15 protein-coding genes are annotated in these 16,524 nt (G+C 59.9%); all 15 read right to left on the minus strand.

The window, feature by feature from the left end; translation table 11 throughout:
• Nucleotide 1 precedes the first annotated feature (1 nt).
• Nucleotides 2-1,687, minus strand: coding sequence for a chloride channel protein (locus tag ACR0CR_RS04505; protein WP_480597132.1), 1,686 nt, complete (start codon nt 1,685-1,687; stop codon nt 2-4).
• 80 nt (nt 1,688-1,767) lie between these two features.
• Nucleotides 1,768-3,417, minus strand: coding sequence for a DNA repair protein RecN (gene recN, locus ACR0CR_RS04510; protein ID WP_480597134.1), 1,650 nt, complete (start codon nt 3,415-3,417; stop codon nt 1,768-1,770).
• Between the two features lie 35 nt (nt 3,418-3,452).
• Complete coding sequence (locus ACR0CR_RS04515) at nt 3,453-4,295, minus strand: outer membrane protein assembly factor BamD (protein ID WP_480597136.1); 843 nt, start codon at nt 4,293-4,295, stop codon at nt 3,453-3,455.
• 126 nt (nt 4,296-4,421) lie between these two features.
• Nucleotides 4,422-5,342, minus strand: coding sequence for a UDP-3-O-acyl-N-acetylglucosamine deacetylase (gene lpxC, locus ACR0CR_RS04520; RefSeq protein WP_480597138.1), 921 nt, complete (start codon nt 5,340-5,342; stop codon nt 4,422-4,424).
• Between the two features lie 215 nt (nt 5,343-5,557).
• The gene (gene ftsZ, locus ACR0CR_RS04525) at nt 5,558-7,165 is read right to left on the minus strand and encodes a cell division protein FtsZ (RefSeq protein WP_480597139.1); all 1,608 of its coding nucleotides are present in this window, start codon (nt 7,163-7,165) and stop codon (nt 5,558-5,560) included.
• Nucleotides 7,166-7,512: 347 nt separating this feature from the next.
• A complete protein-coding gene (locus ACR0CR_RS04530; RefSeq protein WP_480597140.1) occupies nt 7,513-7,935 on the minus strand; it encodes a hypothetical protein in 423 nt (140 codons plus the stop codon).
• Nucleotides 7,922-9,256 carry a cell division protein FtsA gene (ftsA, locus tag ACR0CR_RS04535; RefSeq protein WP_480597524.1) on the minus strand — a complete coding sequence of 445 codons (1,335 nt, stop codon included), beginning with the start codon at nt 9,254-9,256 and terminating at the stop codon, nt 7,922-7,924. Before ftsA ends, ACR0CR_RS04530 begins: the two co-directional genes overlap by 14 nt.
• Before the next feature lie 8 nt (nt 9,257-9,264).
• Nucleotides 9,265-10,260, minus strand: a complete 996-nt coding sequence (locus ACR0CR_RS04540) for a cell division protein FtsQ/DivIB (protein WP_480597142.1) — start codon at nt 10,258-10,260, stop codon at nt 9,265-9,267.
• Nucleotides 10,248-11,171 carry a D-alanine--D-alanine ligase gene (locus tag ACR0CR_RS04545; protein WP_480597143.1) on the minus strand — a complete coding sequence of 308 codons (924 nt, stop codon included), beginning with the start codon at nt 11,169-11,171 and terminating at the stop codon, nt 10,248-10,250. The genes ACR0CR_RS04540 and ACR0CR_RS04545 overlap by 13 nt, the downstream gene beginning before the upstream one ends.
• Nucleotides 11,172-11,239: 68 nt before the next feature.
• Complete coding sequence (murB, locus tag ACR0CR_RS04550; protein WP_480597145.1) at nt 11,240-12,199, minus strand: UDP-N-acetylmuramate dehydrogenase; 960 nt, start codon at nt 12,197-12,199, stop codon at nt 11,240-11,242.
• A gap of 45 nt (nt 12,200-12,244) precedes the next feature.
• Nucleotides 12,245-12,499 (minus strand): DUF2484 family protein, encoded by a 255-nt coding sequence (locus ACR0CR_RS04555; protein WP_480597146.1) that lies wholly within the window; start codon nt 12,497-12,499, stop codon nt 12,245-12,247.
• Complete coding sequence (locus tag ACR0CR_RS04560) at nt 12,496-12,744, minus strand: DUF2484 family protein (protein ID WP_480597148.1); 249 nt, start codon at nt 12,742-12,744, stop codon at nt 12,496-12,498. Before ACR0CR_RS04560 ends, ACR0CR_RS04555 begins: the two co-directional genes overlap by 4 nt.
• 4 nt (nt 12,745-12,748) lie before the next feature.
• Nucleotides 12,749-14,155: a UDP-N-acetylmuramate--L-alanine ligase gene (gene murC / locus ACR0CR_RS04565; RefSeq protein ID WP_480597150.1), complete on the minus strand. Its 1,407-nt coding sequence runs from the start codon at nt 14,153-14,155 to the stop codon at nt 12,749-12,751.
• On the minus strand, nt 14,152-15,243 hold the full coding sequence (locus tag ACR0CR_RS04570) for a UDP-N-acetylglucosamine--N-acetylmuramyl-(pentapeptide) pyrophosphoryl-undecaprenol N-acetylglucosamine transferase (protein WP_480597152.1): 1,092 nt from the start codon (nt 15,241-15,243) through the stop codon (nt 14,152-14,154). Before ACR0CR_RS04570 ends, murC begins: the two co-directional genes overlap by 4 nt.
• Entirely contained in the window at nt 15,243-16,406 is a 1,164-nt protein-coding gene (gene ftsW / locus ACR0CR_RS04575) for a putative lipid II flippase FtsW (RefSeq protein ID WP_480597154.1), read from the minus strand. The genes ACR0CR_RS04570 and ftsW overlap by 1 nt, the downstream gene beginning before the upstream one ends.
• Nucleotides 16,407-16,524 lie beyond the last annotated feature (118 nt).

The raw sequence follows: 16,524 nt of genomic DNA on the forward strand, positions 1-16,524 counted from the left end.
TCTATGAGTGCTCTTCGGCTGCCGTCGCGGCCAGAGCACGATTGTACGCCTTCAAGGCATCAATGTGATAGAGCGCACCGACCGGGTTTTCGCATCCATCATTGTCGATCACAACGACAGGGATGCACGGAATGTCGTCCCGGTCGAAATAGGGCATCGCCGCTTCCAATGTCGCACTAGCCTTGACGCAAAGCCCTTGCTCGATCAGCGCCTGCGCCTCTGCTTTCGTGATCGAACGCGGGTCACCGATCGGGCGCATGACCGAGCCCGCCCTCAGCATCGCCAACAGATACGCTTGCGGTCCTGCAGCCAGATGGACATCGCGCCGCTCCAGCTGCGTCAGGAAGAACGACCGGTCCACGAGGCGCGAGGCCAGCGCCGTGGACATGGAGACCGAGACCATCACGGCCAAGCCGATCTGCCAGTCTCCGGTCAGTTCGAAAACAATCATCGTGGTCGAGATCGGGGCCCCCAGCACGGCGGCGGCAACGGCTCCCATTCCGGCGAAGGCATAAAGCGTATGCGTGCCTGACACATCTGGCAACAATCCGGTGGCGATCAGGCCAAAAGCGAGGCCGGTCAGCGCGCCGATCATGAGAGAGGGTGAGAACACACCGCCGCCCATACGCCCGCCCATCGTAATGGCGACGGCGACGGTTTTGATGACGGCAAACAAGATGGCGGCGGAAAGGACCAAATCCCCGGTTAAGGCACGAATGGTCGTTTCATAGCCCACGCCAATGATATGCGGAAACCAGATCGCCAGCAGTCCCAGCATCGCACCGGACACCGCAGGCCGCAGCCAACCGGGCAAGGACAGACGACTTTGGATATGATTACCAATGTCCTCGGCAAAGAAGATCGACCGCATGAGCAGCAGTGCCACAAGCCCGCAGATCAGACCGAGGATCAGAAAGGCGGGAAGCTCGACGTAGAATTGCAGCGATCCCGGCGTGTCCAGCGTGAACTCGGTGACGTCACCATATTCCAAGCGGTTGATGACAGTGCCCGCGACCGAGGCGATTACAATGGGCGCAAAGGCGTGTACCGCGAAGTGGCGCAGCACGACCTCTAGCGCGAACAAGGCCCCCGCGATGGGTGAGTTAAAGCTGGCCGAAACGGCCGCTGCGACCGCGCAACCCAGCAAATCTCGGCCCGTGATACCGTCCGCGTGGATACGGTTTGATACCCAGGTCGAGATCACCCCGGCCATGTGCACCACAGGCCCTTCACGGCCCGTTGACCCTCCGGTGCTGAGTGTAATCAGCGACGCGAACAAGGACGCGATCCCCGCCTTCCCTTCGACCCGGCCATCGGTCAGGGCCGCACCTTCGATGACGTCTGCAACCGATCGCACGCGCCCATCATCAGTGAACCTGTGTAGAATGATCCCAACAATCAGACCTCCGATAATCGGGGTGATCAGGATCAGGAACCACGGCAGTTTTTCGGCATGGCTGTGCAGCAGCAGGATGTCTTCGGTGTCATAGACCCATGCTTGCAGCGCCCGGATAGCCTTGCGAAATCCCAGCGCCATAAAGCCAGCGGCAATCCCGATCGCCAGCGCAATGAACCAGAACTGAATCTGGCTTGGCCCGCGCCGCGACATCACCCGCCACGCATCCTTCAACGCGGCCAAAGCCTGATTGAGCTGGTTGCGCAGGACAGTGCGGGTCGACTGGGTCATGTGCCCTCGGGGATCAATACCTAACCCTTACTAAGCCACGGAGCACACAGATAAAAGACAGGTCGCGCGTCTGTGAGGGGTTATGCGTCCAGAAGAGCACGGGCGGCGGCGCGCGCCTCGTCCGTAATCGTGTCCCCGGCGACCATACGGGCGATTTCATCCACGCGGTCTGGATCAGCCAGCGGGATCACCGTGGACAGGGTTTGCTCACCCGTCACGTGTTTCTGCACCCGCCAATGATGCGCCGCGCGCGCGGCAACCTGTGGTGAGTGCGTCACGACCAGCACCTGCCCGCCTTGTGCCAAAGACGCCAGACGGCGACCGACGGCATCTGCGGTCGCGCCGCCCACGCCCCGGTCGATTTCGTCAAAAATCATCGTGCACGCACTGTCATCGCCTGTCAGGCAAACCTTGAGCGCCAGAAGAAACCGGCTGAGTTCTCCACCCGAAGCGATCTTGTTCAGCGGCCCCGAAGGTGCGCCCGGATTGGTTGCGACGGTGAAGGCGACCGCGTCAATACCTTCCGGCCCCGGATCGGCTGGAGTTATCTCGGTCTGGAAGACCGCACGCTCCATTTTCAGCGGTGCGAGTTCCTCCATCACCGCGTCGTCCAGTCGGCCTGCAGCGTCTTGGCGCGCGGCGCTGAGCGTAGCGGCGGCAGCATCATATGTGCTTTGAGCGGTTGCAACAGCGGTGCGCTGCTCGGCCAGATCTGCATCTCCGGCTTCAAGGCGGCTCAAGCGGTCGCGCAGCGTGTCGGCAAAGGCCCCCAGATCGTCCGGCGCCACGTCGTGCTTGCGCGCCAGCGCACGGATCGCGAACAAGCGTTCCTCGGCGGTCTCAAGCTCTGCCGGATTGAAGTCCAACGCCTGAAGGCAGGCATTAACGCCATCCTGTGCCTCACCGAGCTCAATCAGCGCGCGCCCGAGTGCAGCAATCGGACCTTCCAGCTGACCTCCTGCATTGTCCGACACGCCTTCCAACCACCGAACGGCGTCGGACATCGCGCTCTCGGCCCCGTCTGCGCCCAGCAGGTCAAAGGCGCGTGCGACGTCGGCACGGATACGCTCGGCCCCCTGCATCATACGGCGACGGGCATCCAGATCGGCGTCTTCGCCCGGCTGCGGGTCGAGCTTATCCAATTCGGCAACGGAATGGCGCAAAAACTCTTCTTCGGCACGCATCGCGACCAGAGCGTCCTCGGTCTGAGCCAATGCCTTGCGCGCGCGAGACATTTCGGACCACGCCGCGCGTACTGCTGACAGGTGATCCTCAACATCAGCATAGGCATCCAGCATGGCGCGGTGTCCACGCGGGTTCAAAAGGCCTCGGTCATCATGCTGACCATGCAGTTCCACAAGTGTCTCAGAGAGAGCCCTCAGCACCTCACCCGAACACCGGCGATCATTGACCCAGGCGGTCTTGCGTCCTTCAGCGGTATTCACACGGCGCAAGATCAGCTCTTCACCGCCGGGCAATCCGGCCTCGGCCAGAATAGCGTGAGCCGGATGACCTTCGGATAACTCGAATTCCGCCACGACTTCGCCCTGAGCGGCGCCTTGACGCACCAGCTCGGCCCGGCCGCGCCAGCCCAGCACAAAGCCCAGTGAATCCAAAAGGATCGACTTGCCCGCGCCGGTCTCACCGGTCAACGCGTTCAGTCCCGGTTGAAACGTCAGTTCCAACCGGTCGATAATCAGCATGTCGCGGATATCGAGGGCGCGCAGCATCGGGTCTTAGCGTCCCACCCTTTTGGCCATGGCGATTACAACCACTCACCTTTGATCGTCTGCCGGTATATTGTGCTAAGCCAGTTGTTGCCCCGGCTCTTGACGTCCAGCCCGCGCGACACTAGCAGCTTATAGCCCGCGTCGTACCATTCGGACGATTGGTAGTTATACCCAAGAATTGCACCAGCCGACTGTGCCTCATCCACGAGGCCCAGCGAGAGGTACGCCTCAATCAGACGATATAGCGCCTCGGCGGTGTGCGAAGTTGTCTGAAAGTCCTCGACCACAACGCGAAAGCGGTTGATCGCGGCGGTATAGTGATCCTGGCGCAGGTAGTACCGCCCGATCTCCATCTCTTTGCCCGCAAGATGGTCGAAGGCCAGATCAAATTTCAGCACAGCGGAAGTAGCATATTCGCTGTCGGGATAAACCTCGATCACGGTGCGCAATGCCTGCAGCGCCTGAAAGGTAAGCCCCTGATCGCGACCGACCTCGTCGATCTGATCGTAGTAGCTGAGTGCCAGAAGGTACTGCGCGTATGCGGCGTCTTCATCCGTGGGATAGAAATCAATGTAACGCTGCGCGGCGGCGCGGCTTTCCTCGTAATTCTTGTCGTTGTGGAACGAAAACGCCTGCATGATCAGCGCGCGTTTAGCCCAGTCTGAATATGGATACAGGCGCTCGACCTCCGAGAAATACCACGCCGCATCGTCCGACCGATTCTGGGACAGCTCGTATTCGCCGCGTGTGTAAATTTGCTCGGGTGTAAACCCTTCGAGGTTCTGATCGCGGTCTGCGCCCCTGTTGCCGCACGCCGTCAAAACTGCTGCCAGAAGAATCGCTCCTGCGAATCTGACTGCCGCTTTGGTGCCAACCATTCCGCCCATCCTTGTCGTCTTACCTAACGGGGTTCGCCCCTGATTGGGCCTTGGTCTAGCACATAATATTCCGGTGCAAAACGTCTTATGCGCCCGCTAGCGGAAATGTCGTCAGAGTTGATTTGGTCAGGCAACCTCGGGGATTTCGTCCAATATCAACCCTTGCCCCGGCAGACGCGCCGCCTGCTCGGGCGTGCACAGAACCGGACGAACCGCGCCAGGCGTTTCGAACAGTTTGCGCAAAAGGGTGTTGGTCATCGCGTGGCCCGACTTGTCGCCGGTGAAATGCCCCAAAATGGGGCCTCCCGCCAGATACAGATCACCCAGCGCGTCCAGCATCTTGTGACGCACAGCTTCGTCAGCGCGGCGGAAACCGCCTGGTGTCAACACTTCATCGCCCTGTACAACCACAGCATTTTCCAACGTGCCGCCCAAGGCCAGTCCGTTTTCACGCATCGCTTCGACGTCAGTACGCCGACAGAACGTACGACAATCGCTGAGTTCACGGGCAAACGAACCGTTGCACATATCCAGTGTTTTGGCCTGACGGCCAATTGCGTCGTCCTCGAAGTCGATATTGAAATCGATGATTAGCCGATCTGCCGGCACGATCGACGCGCTTGCGCCCTCACGAGTCGCCGTAACGGGTTTCAGCACCTCGAACGCCAGAACCGGGCTGGCCTGACGGCGCACGCCCTTGGCCATGATGCCCCGCACAAACTCAATGGAGGACCCATCCATGATAGGAACTTCGGGGCCGTCAATCTCGATCATCGCGTTGTGCACGCCACACCCTGCCAGAGCCGCCATGATGTGTTCAACGGTTGAAACCGAAACGCCCGCGTCGTTGACCAGTCGGGTGCACAGCGGTGTGCGTTCAACCATGTCGTAAATCGCAGGGATCAGCGCATTACCTAGCTCAATATCGGTGCGCTTGAACCAGATGCCGTGGCCCGCTGCAGCAGGCTTCAGAACCATGGTCGCGGGTTTGCCGCCGTGTAGACCGACGCCTTTGAATGTGACCGATGATTTGAGCGTATGTTGCAAAACTGACCTCAGCGAGTGGTTTGCAGCCAGAGTGACGGCTGTGTTGCACCCTCAGTTAAGGAAGGGCGCGCTAAGGCTCAACTCACTCTTTGCAACCGAATGAAACATGAATGTGACAGATCGGCAAAACCCTGCTTACACCCTATTAAATGCCTTATATCAAAAGAAAAAGAGCCGCCAAACGGCGGCCCTTACTATCGATTTTGTTACCGCGATCAGTTGGCCTGACGGCGTAGAAACGCTGGAATTTCGATGCGATCCTGGTCCGGGTCTGCTTCTTCCCGTGCAGGTGCCGTGGCGTCAGATGAGCGCAAAGCGGGCTGTTGGCGCACCGGTTGGGCCGGTGTATCGGCAGCATGACCGGTCATGCGGTCGATGAGTCGGTTGAAGCCAAAGCGAGGCCGATCTTCGGCTTCGCCCTGCTGTTGCGCCACAGATTCCTGCGGACGGTCCGCCGCATATTGCGGTCGCGACGACGGTACGCGCTGTACCGCAGCTTGAAGCCGCTGCATGGCCGCAGGAGAAGGCGAACCGGGGACCGGGGCCTGCTGTTCAGAATAGCTCTGTGCGGGTTCCTCAGGTTCCTGCTGCGGCTCGAACTGCGCGACCTGCGGCTGGTATGCAGGCGGTGGCAAGCCGTCATCCTGAACGGCCACTGCTTGTTTCTCTTCGTGCCAGCCTTCCTTCAGCTCCACATCCTCGATCGATTCAAACAGGCTCGGCGCGATGTTGGTATCCTCGGCGGCTGTGGCCGGTGCTTCCTCGGTCGCGACGGGCGCTGGTTCTTCTGCAGATACGGTGCGCGTCAGAGGTTCAGACATTGAGCGGCGTGCAACCGGCACATCGTCCTGCTTTTCGCTGGCGTCGATACCCGTCGCTACGACCGAAACCCGCATTCCGCCGTCCATTGCGGTGTCCAGGGTCGAGCCGACGATGATGTTCGCGTCTGGGTCGACTTCCTCGCGGATGCGATTGGCGGCCTCGTCCAGTTCGAACAGGGTCAGATCGTCGGACCCAGTGATGTTGATCAACACGCCCTTGGCGCCCCTGAGGCTGATTTCGTCCAGCAGCGGGTTCGCGATGGCCTTCTCGGCGGCCTGAATGGCGCGGTCCTCTCCGGTCGCTTCGCCCGTGCCCATCATCGCCTTGCCCATCTCGTCCATTACGGCGCGAACGTCAGCAAAGTCGAGGTTGATCAGACCCGGACGGACCATCAGGTCGGTCACACCCTTGACGCCCTGATACAGCACGTCATCCGCCATCGAGAACGCCTCGGTAAAGGTGGTCTTTTCGTTCGCCAGACGGAACAGGTTCTGGTTCGGAATGATGATCAGCGTGTCGACGACTTTTTGCAGCGACTCAACGCCGTCCTCGGCCTGACGCATGCGCTTGGCCCCTTCGAACTGAAAGGGCTTGGTCACGACGCCAACGGTCAGAACACCGAGTTCGCGCGCGGCCTGCGCAATAATCGGGGCCGCACCGGTACCGGTGCCGCCTCCCATCCCTGCAGTGATAAAGCACATATGAGCGCCGGCCAGATGATCCACGATCTGTTCGATGCTTTCTTCTGCGGCAGCAGCCCCGACGGTTGGACGCGCCCCAGCACCCAAACCTTCTGTGACTTTCACGCCCAGTTGCACCCGCGCCGTAGATTGGCTTTGCTGCAGCGCCTGCGCGTCCGTGTTCGCGACCACAAATTCGACGCCATCCAATTGCTTTTCAATCATATTGTTGACAGCGTTACCGCCCGCGCCGCCAACGCCAAATACCGTGATCCGAGGCTTCAATTCGTCGTGCCCGGGCATCGAAAGATTCAGTGTCATGCTCTGTCCGCCTGTTTTATTGACCCGCCAAAGCGGTGTTTTTCTTACCTATCTGCCCGTAATTCTATCTATTGAAACCGCAAAGGTCACGACAAAAATCGAGAAATTCCACAAAATATGGAGGAAATAAGGCAGCAGACGCAGCTATTTCGGGCGCCACTCCAGATATTGCGGATTTTGCCGACCCAACCACCAACGCACCGAAGCAATCGTGACGGCGTTTCACCGCGTCACGTGCCGTTCAATCGAATTTTTAGCGCGGAAAACTGCTCAGGTCCTGCCGCTGGGCCTCTGACGGGCCTTGTGGATATCTTGAGGGATAAAATCCCGAGCTGCAACCCGTTTCTTCAGCCTATTGGGATACTTGGACAGTTCAGATCGTCCTCAGAAATACTGCGCACTTCCTGAATGTCGGTGTAAGAAAACGTGGCCAGACGCACCATCAATCGATCCTCGTGCAAAAAAGGCCACCAGCAAACGGGAATCCCGTCAAAATCATCGTCGTAGAGAAAACAAATCTGCCCGTTTGGCGTTGTGATCTGACCATAAACGCAGCCACTGCCTTCCATCCTCCAAACCGACAGATTGGGGCTTAGAAATTCCTCGGTTCCGACCAGATCGCCGCTGGGAAGGTCGTGGAATTTGACCGTTTTTCCTTGCACTGCGCCCAGAAATGCCTCGGGTGTGATCAGAGTTTGCGCGCAGGTCGCCGCAGGCGCAATTGCGCACAGCGCGGCGCAGACCCAAGCCAGGCGATTACCAATTGTCACGGAACCAGCGGACTGCGCGTTTGAATGGGCGCGCAGAATAGGTGTCGACAGGGATTTCAAAGTCCCACCATTCGTCCTGTGGGTGCGCCGCAAACAGGCTTAGGCCAACCGCCGAGGAAAAGCCCGGCCCTGTTGCCGATTGTGGCAAGCCATGAACACGCAGCGGGCGTCCAAGGCGCACCCTTTGCCCCAATATGCGCGTGGCCAGGCCGTCCAGCCCCATGATCTGACTGCCGCCGCCGGTCAGGACGATCTGTTGGCTGGGCAAATGCTCGAACCCGGCGGCGTCCAGACGGACACGCACTTCTTCCAGAATTTCTTCGACCCGTGGACGCATGATCCCGATCAACTCGGCACGGCTGACGGTGCGGCGGTCATGCTCCCAATCGCCGGTATCGCCGCCTATGTCGATGAGGTCGCGGTCGTCCGCTCCGGTCGCGTGAACACCGCCATTGAACGTTTTGATCCGTTCTGCGACCGCGCCCGGAACACCCAACCCCATCGAGATATCAGAAGTAACGTGATCGCCGCCCATCCGCACACAATCTGCATAGATCATGTGCTTTTTCATGAAGATTGAAACGCTGGTCGTGCCGCCGCCCATATCGATGCAGGCTGCGCCCAGTTCCTGCTCATCCTCGACCAGAGACGAAATTCCTGACACGTAAGCCGAATTCGCAATCCCGGCCAGTTCCAGATCGCAGCGTTTGATACAGCGCACGATGTTCTGGATCGCCACAGCATCGACAGTCAGCATATGCATATCGACGGCGAGGCTTTGCCCCATCTGCCCACGCGGATCAATCAGACCCGAGCGGTTGTCGAGCGCGAAATTCACTGGTTGCGCGTGCAAAACCTCCCGACCGACACCATAATCCGGCACATCACATGCGTTCAGGACACGACCAACTTCGGCCTCGCTTACAACCTGGCCTTCCAGATCCACCTGCGCGTCCAGGCCATAAGACCGCGGGTTTGCACCCGAGAAACAGGCGATGACGTGATCCACACGGATATCCGCCATTTTCTGCGCGGCCTGTAGGGCCGTTCGAATGGCGCGTTCGGTTTCCTGCATGGCCGTCACTTCGCCAAATTGCACACCACGAGACCGCGTGGTGGCTGCGCCTATCACGCGGAAACCGGTCTGCCCGGCCAACGAGCCAATGCTGTTATCCTCGCTCAGCCGCCCGGTTCCATCGAACCGCAGCACCAGGCAGGCGATCTTGGAACTGCCGACGTCCAAAATGGCGACAACACCGCGTTGCATTGCCTGTCTGCGCATTTGCCGCATGGCCCGTTGGGACTGATAAAGGTCGGTCATCATGGTCGTTACTGCCCGTCACTCACATCTGTTTTTGTATTCCACCAGTCTTCGCTGGCGGCTTTGGTCATTCGAATGGTCGGACGCTGACCCAACCGCATGTCGATCACAGCCACGTCGCGCTCCAAAAGATCCTGGACCTCATTCACGGCCAGCACGTGTTCCAGCGCGCGAACGGGCCGGTCAGTAGGCAGCATGATGCGCTGACCGCGATTCAGAACCAGATCCCAACGTCGTTCACCAACGCGGACGAGGCCCCGAACGCGCCCGCCAAGACTTTGAGCTATGGTCAATAGCTCCACGGCCTCACCGACATGCTCGTCAGCGCCCCGGCCTGCAATCAGCGGCAGGTTGGCGTGGTCTTTGCGCGCGGCGATACGTTCGACATGCGCGCCGGTTTCGTCCAGCAATTCGGTTCCGCGACGGGTGCGCCACACGACAACGGGCTGACGCTCGACCACGTCAACCTGAAGAATACCGCCGGGCCGCACGCGAACGGTTGCTGATTTGACAGGGTTCAGCCCGGTGATCGTGTCGCGGATTTGTTCAACGTCCAGATCCCAGGAACTGATCGGGAAATCCAGCGGTACGACCTCGCGGATATCTTCGGACAGGTTTGTGCCCGCCCCGTCGATGGCCATCAGGTTCACCATGAATTCCGGACGTTGCTGGATCGATGTCTTTATGTCCGCGACATAAGCCACGACGGCCTCGCGCCTTTCTTCCGCACTGAAATAGGCGCCGATGGCCGCGCAAAGCACAAAGATGGGAACGCCAAACTTGAGGCCCCTGCGCACACCCGGCGTCAGCATCCAGCGCTGCAGCCTGTAGCTGAGCCGAGACGGAGCGGGATCGAAACGCGACGATTTCCGGCCAAACAATCCGCGCAACCGGAGTTTGGGTTCCACGTCGTGGTGGTCACCTGACGCGAAATCGGCATCTGGCCCCGCCAAAGGTTTCGAGCGGTGGATGACAGGCGCACGGGTGGCAGTCAGCGGTCGCATGAAGCGTCCTCCACCATCCAGGTACAAAGCTGGCCGAAGGTTACACCGCAATGCTCGGCCTGTTCGGGCACTAACGAGGTCGGTGTCATACCGGGCTGCGTATTGGTTTCCAGCAAGAACAAGCCATCCGCGCCCATGCTGTCATCCCAGCGATAGTCAGTACGGGTCACGCCGCGACAGCCCAGTGCGTTGTGCGCCTTCAGCGCGTAGTCCATGCAGCGGTCAAAGATGCCCTGCGGAATATCCGCAGGCAGCACATGCCATGAGCCACCGGGCTTGTACTTGGCGTCATAGTCGTACCAGCCACCATCCGTCATGATCTCGGTCACGGTCAGGGGGCGGTCGCCCATGACGGCCACGGTCAATTCGCGGCCTGCTACGTATTTCTCGACCATGATGTGATCGGGCATATCCTCCGACAATTGCGGAGGACCATTGGACCCTTCGTGAACGATATAGATACCGACACTGGAGCCCTCGTTGTTGGGCTTGGCCACGTAAGGCGGCTCCATGACGTGGACCTCGACCACCTCGACTTTGGGCACGATCACGCTGGGGACGGTGGGCAGGCCTTCGGTCTGATAAATCTCTTTGCTGCGCTGCTTGTCCATCGCCAAGGCCGAGGCCAGCACGCCGGAATGCGTATACGGAATGCGCATCCATTCCAGCAGGCCTTGCACACAGCCATCCTCGCCCCAGCGGCCATGCAGGGCGTTGAAAACCACATCCGGTTTGATGTCCAATAGGCGCGCATAGAGGTCGGGACCCGCGTCCAGTTCGACCACTTCAATGCCTTCTCCCCTAAGGGCGGCTGCGCATTCGCGCCCGCTGCTGAGAGACACCTCGCGTTCCGCCGAGGGGCCACCCATCAATACCGCCACTTTGGGGTTTGTCCTGCTCGACAGTCCCACTTAGCGCCTCAATGTCCCCGGACCTTATTTAGCGGCCCGTACCGTGTTATGCCTTTGATCCGTCGCCGTTAATTGCCTGTTTTGGTCTGACGGTTGGGGCTTTTTTCTTTCAACGGGTCGCCGACCCGCATGATTTCCCACTCTAGCGTGATGCCGCTTGTTTCGTAAACCTTTTTTCGCACCTCTTCGCCCAGCCCTTCCAGGTCTGCCGCGGTGGCATCACCGGTGTTGATCAGAAAATTTGGGTGCTTGGGACTCATTTGCGCACCACCGCGCGTCGCGCCGCGCATACCCGCGTCATCAATCACTTTCCACGCCTTGAGGTCATGCGTATCGTCTGCCCTGCCGGTCGAGGAAAATCCGGCCGGATTGCGGAACGTCGACCCGGCGCTGCGATCCTTGGTGGGTTGTGTTTCATCCCGTTTCTTAAGTTGCGCGTCCATGCGGGCGTGCAACTCTGCCGGGTCACCCAACGCCCCCTTGAAAGTCGCTGAAACGAGCACTGCGCCCTCAGGCAGATCGGACTGGCGATAGCGGAAATTGAGGTCCTTGGCCGTCAGATCCACGACCTCGCCATGTCGCGTCACAATGGTTGCAGCTTGCAGCACATCCGCCGTGTAGCTGCCATAGCACCCCGCATTCATCCGAACCGCGCCCCCGATGGATCCGGGAATTGTCCGCAAGAAGGTCAGATCAACGCTCGCATCCGCCGCCTTGCGCGCCACATGCGCGTCCAAGGCTGCAGCGCCCACAGTGACGGTGTTGTCGTCGATTGAGATACCATTGAAGCCCCGCCCTAACCGGATCACGACAGCGCGTAACCCGCCGTCCCGGATTATCAGGTTCGATCCTACGCCCATTGGGAATACCGGCACGTCGTCGGAAAGATCGCGCAGGAAACTGCACAAATCATCGATATCGGCAGGCTGGAACAGATAGTCTGCCGGGCCACCGACCCGCAGCCAGGTCAGCTCACTCAGCGTTCGGTTTTCGGTCAGTTTACCGCGTGGCGTGGGAAGTGAGGTCATATGCGCTAATTCGCGGATTTGATCCATCAACGCAAGTTGTATCCGTCACTGTGATGAGCCGAGAACACGCCGCACCCACCTGCCAAGATAGATCACCGGCCAGCGCAGAACAGACATTCCCGCAGCCAATACGATCAATCCGATCCAAGGGCCGTTTTCGTAAGTCACGTAGCCCAATATCGGAATACCGACACCAATCAGAATGTAAGCGCGTGTCCAGTGATTGTCCTTGCTTGGGATCATGGCCAGAACGTTGGCGGCCAAGCCCCATAGACCCGCCAGGGCGATTGACCAGTTCATTCTTCAGCTTCCCGACCGGTCCAGCGACGCCAATAGAATCTCAGCGGGTTTCGGAACATAGAAGCAAAGGCAGCAAACGCCAGCGCCGCTATGAACCAGCCGAAATCGTAGCCAAGCCAGACGATCAGTGCCGGTGCGCTTACAAATAGAACGACGCCCGGAGGAAACTGATACTTCATGGGCAGCATCGCGACCACGGTCGAGGCCAGAACCCATGCGCAAGCAATTATGAGCGATCCCGTCACGCCGCTAACTCGCCTTGGCCATCAATCGATCAGGCAAGTTGTTGGCCCAGGCGCTGATAGACCCTGCCCCCAGGCAAACGACCATATCCCCGGGGCGCGCCTGTTCGCGGACAAGACGCACCAGATCATTCTCGTCCAAAATGGCGCGTGAATGACGGTGGCCGTGGCGGATCAGGCCAGCAACCAGATCATCGCGCGAGGCGCCTTCGATTGGTTCTTCTCCGGCGGCAAATATCTCGGCAATGGCGACGACATCCGCGTCATTGAAACAGGTACAGAATTCGTCGAACAGGTTGGACAGGCGGGAATAGCGGTGTGGCTGGTGGACGGCGATCACGCGCCCTTCGGTGGCCTGACGGGCAGCTTTCAACACGGCGGCAATCTCAACCGGGTGGTGGCCGTAATCGTCGATGACAGTTACGCCGTTAACCTCGCCCACCTTGGTAAACCGCCGGTTGACGCCTCCAAAATTGGCAAGCGCGTCGCGAATTTCCGCTGTCTTCATGCCCAGATGACGGGCCACGGCCACGGCGCTCAGCGCGTTCGAGACATTGTGGTCGCCAGGCATCGGCAGGGTGCAACCCTCGATCACCGTGCCTTCGTGTTGCAGATGGACATCGAAATGCGCGACACCGCCTTTGTATGTGAGGTTCTCGGCCCGCACATCCGCCTGAGCATTGAACCCATATGTACGCACGCGGCGGTCGCTGATGCGGCCCACCAGCGTCTGAACCTCGGCATGGTCGGTGCAGCAGACAGCCAGCCCGTAGAACGGCAGGTTCGAGACAAATTCATAGAATCCGTCACGTAACTTATCGAAATCGCCCCAATGCTCCATATGCTCGGGATCGATATTGGTGACGATGGCAATGGTCGCAGGCAGGCGGTTGAACGAACCATCCGATTCGTCAGCCTCGACCACCATCCATTCACCCTGCCCCATCCGCGCATTCGAGCCGTAGGCATGGATGATGCCGCCATTGATCACCGTGGGATCGAAATCTCCGGCCACCATCAGTTCGGCCATCATCGTGGTCGTGGTGGTTTTGCCATGCGTTCCGGCAATGGCGATGTTGGATTTCAGGCGCATCAGTTCCGCCAGCATGTCGGCGCGGCGCACCACCGGCAGGCCCTGCGCGCGCGCGCCGTCCAGTTCCGGATTGCCTGGCTTGATCGCGGTCGACACTACGACAACAGCTGCATTTTCAAGGTTTTCGGCGCGCTGGCCTTCGAAAATCTCAGCGCCCAGGCCGGCCAGGCGGTCAGTGATTTTGGAAGCTTTCAGGTCCGAGCCCTGCACCCGGTAGCCCAGGTTCAGCAGCACCTCGGCGATCCCCGACATCCCGATCCCGCCGATCCCGACAAAGTGGATCGGTCCAACGTCCTGCGGCAGTTTGGTTGCTGGGGTCATGAGGTCTCCTTCTGCGCCAACTGTTCGACAAGGTGCATCAGACGCTCGGTCGCGTCGGGGGCTCCGGCCGAAAGCGCGGCATGGGCCATCTTTTGCGCGGCTTCCGGGTTTGTCAGAACCGCCGTGATTTGCGCGGTCAGCGCGGAAACGTCAAGCGCGTTTTCCGGGATCATGATTGCCCCGCCCGCCTGAACTAGACCACGGGCATTGGCGGTTTGGTGGTCGCCTGCCGCCGCCGCAAATGGAATCAGGATCGAAGGCCGCCCGATAACCGAGATATCGGCGACACTGGACGCACCCGAGCGGCTGATTACCAACTGGGCATCGGACATGCGCCGGGGTACGTCGTCGAAGAAGGGCAAGACTTCGGCCCGTATGCCGTTGTCAGCGTAGAACGTGGTGACGCGGTCTCTATCCTCGTCGCGCGCCTGATGCGCGATGCGGATACGGACACGCAGGTCATCGGGCAGGGCTGCAATCGCGCCGGGCACCACGTCGCTGAGGATACGCGCCCCTTGCGAGCCGCCCATCACCAGCACAGACAGCGGGTAATCTCCCGGCGGGATATAGGGTGCAGCCGCACGATCCAGAACAGCAGCGCGGACCGGGTTGCCGGTGTGGATGCCTGCCGCACCTTCTGGCAGATCGGTAGGCCAGACGCCGCACGCGACTTGTGCCGCACGTGTCGCAAACAACATGTTCACACGGCCCAAAACGCCATTCTGCTCGTGAATCATGCGTGGAATACGCAGCAATGTCGCCGCACTCAATGCCGGTATGGATGGGTAGCCGCCAAAACCCACCACCACGTCCGGTTTGTCACGCATCATTTGCGCCGCCATGCCAGTCACACCAGCCGCAATCTTCGGTCCTACCAGAACTTTGGCCGCCAGACCGCCGCGCGCGAAAGTGGCCGAGGAGACCTCAACAATCTCAACGCCTTTGGGAAAGGCTCCGGTATAACGCGCGCCGCGTGGGTCGGTGGACAGGCGCACGCGCCAGCCCTTGCGCAGCATCGCTTCGGCCAGCGCCTGCGCCGGGAACATATGTCCGCCAGTGCCGCCCGCTGCGATCAGAAGATACGGCATCAGCCGCGCCCACGCAGAATGTCGCCCAACTCGCCCTGCGGGCGGACCCGGGTAAACGCCAGCAACATGCCAACTGCAATGCCGCCTGCAATCAGGGACGAGCCGCCGTAGCTTACAAAAGGCAGCGTCATGCCCTTGGCGGGCAGCAGACGCACCGCGACACCCATATTGATCATCGCCTGAACACCGAACATGCAGGCCAGACCGGTCCCGGCCAAACGGATGAACATGTCGCGTTCACGCATCAGCCGCAGCAGTGAGCGCACCACGATGATCGAATAAAGCGCGATGATGATCAGCACCAGGATCAGCCCGTATTCCTCGGCCGCGACGGCGATGATGAAGTCCGTATGCGCGTCGGGCAAGGACCATTTCACCTGCCCTTCGCCAACGCCGACACCAAACAGACCGCCCTCGCGGATGGCATTGGTGGCATAGCCCAGCTGCGTGGTCGGATCGACCTCCTGATTCAGAAAGCCGTCAATGCGACGGGCGAAGTGTTCCGAGTTCGAATAGGCAAACATGCCCCCCAGAACGACCGCTCCGGCCATGCCAACCAGCAGCAGCATCGGCGCGCCCGCCACGAAATACATCACGCCCCAGCCGAACAGGATGAGGCAGGCCTGACCAAAATCGGGCTGCAGCACCAGCATCGCCACAATCGCCATACACAAGGCAAAAGACCACAACCGTCCCGGAGGGCCGTTGATCTCTTGCGATGCGGCCAACAGCCACGCCGCCACGACGATAAAGCCGGGCTTCAAAAACTCCGACGGCTGCAGCGACGCGAAACCCAGGGAATACCAGCGCACCGCGCCCTTGCCAAAATCCGTGCCAAAGACGGGCAGGAAAACCAAAGCTACAAACGAGACGAGAAACCCAAGGATGGCCAGACGTCGAACCAAAACGGGTGACATCATCGAGGTGAGCAGCATCGCAACCAGCGCAAGTGACCCAAACATCGCCTGTCGTTCGACATAATGGAACGGATCAAATCCGTTGCGCCCCGCCAGCGGCGGCGACGAAGCCAAGCCCAGCAACAACCCGATGACAAACAGGATCAGAACGCAGGACATCGTCCAGCGATCAATCGTGCGCCACCACTTTGGTAGAATCGGTTCCCCGCGCTGGTCCTGGACCGCGCCATACACCATCTCAGTCATGAGATACCGCCACTCTCTGCCTCGTTAACGCCCCGTTTTCGGGGTCTGACCATGAGTCTACAGGGAAATTGGCCGTGGAGCTAGGGAAATAAGGGGCTTCAACAAGAATTCAGCGACC

This window comes from Ruegeria sp. AM2, from assembly GCF_056540685.1.

Excerpts from the sequence above, each read along its gene's own strand:
- ACR0CR_RS04505 (WP_480597132.1), bottom strand. The coding sequence starts at position 1,687 with ATGACCCAGTCGACCCGCACTGTCCTGCGCAACCAGCTCAATCAGGCT.
- recN (WP_480597134.1), bottom strand. The coding sequence starts at position 3,417 with ATGCTGCGCGCCCTCGATATCCGCGACATGCTGATTATCGACCGGTTG.
- ACR0CR_RS04515 (WP_480597136.1), bottom strand. The coding sequence starts at position 4,295 with ATGGTTGGCACCAAAGCGGCAGTCAGATTCGCAGGAGCGATTCTTCTG.
- ftsZ (WP_480597139.1), bottom strand. The coding sequence starts at position 7,165 with ATGACACTGAATCTTTCGATGCCCGGGCACGACGAATTGAAGCCTCGG.
- ftsA (WP_480597524.1), bottom strand. The coding sequence starts at position 9,256 with ATGACCGACCTTTATCAGTCCCAACGGGCCATGCGGCAAATGCGCAGA.
- ACR0CR_RS04540 (WP_480597142.1), bottom strand. The coding sequence starts at position 10,260 with ATGCGACCGCTGACTGCCACCCGTGCGCCTGTCATCCACCGCTCGAAA.
- murB (WP_480597145.1), bottom strand. The coding sequence starts at position 12,199 with ATGACCTCACTTCCCACGCCACGCGGTAAACTGACCGAAAACCGAACG.
- ACR0CR_RS04555 (WP_480597146.1), bottom strand. The coding sequence starts at position 12,499 with ATGAACTGGTCAATCGCCCTGGCGGGTCTATGGGGCTTGGCCGCCAAC.
- murC (WP_480597150.1), bottom strand. The coding sequence starts at position 14,155 with ATGACCCCAGCAACCAAACTGCCGCAGGACGTTGGACCGATCCACTTT.
- ACR0CR_RS04570 (WP_480597152.1), bottom strand. The coding sequence starts at position 15,243 with ATGCCGTATCTTCTGATCGCAGCGGGCGGCACTGGCGGACATATGTTC.
- ftsW (WP_480597154.1), bottom strand. The coding sequence starts at position 16,406 with ATGACTGAGATGGTGTATGGCGCGGTCCAGGACCAGCGCGGGGAACCG.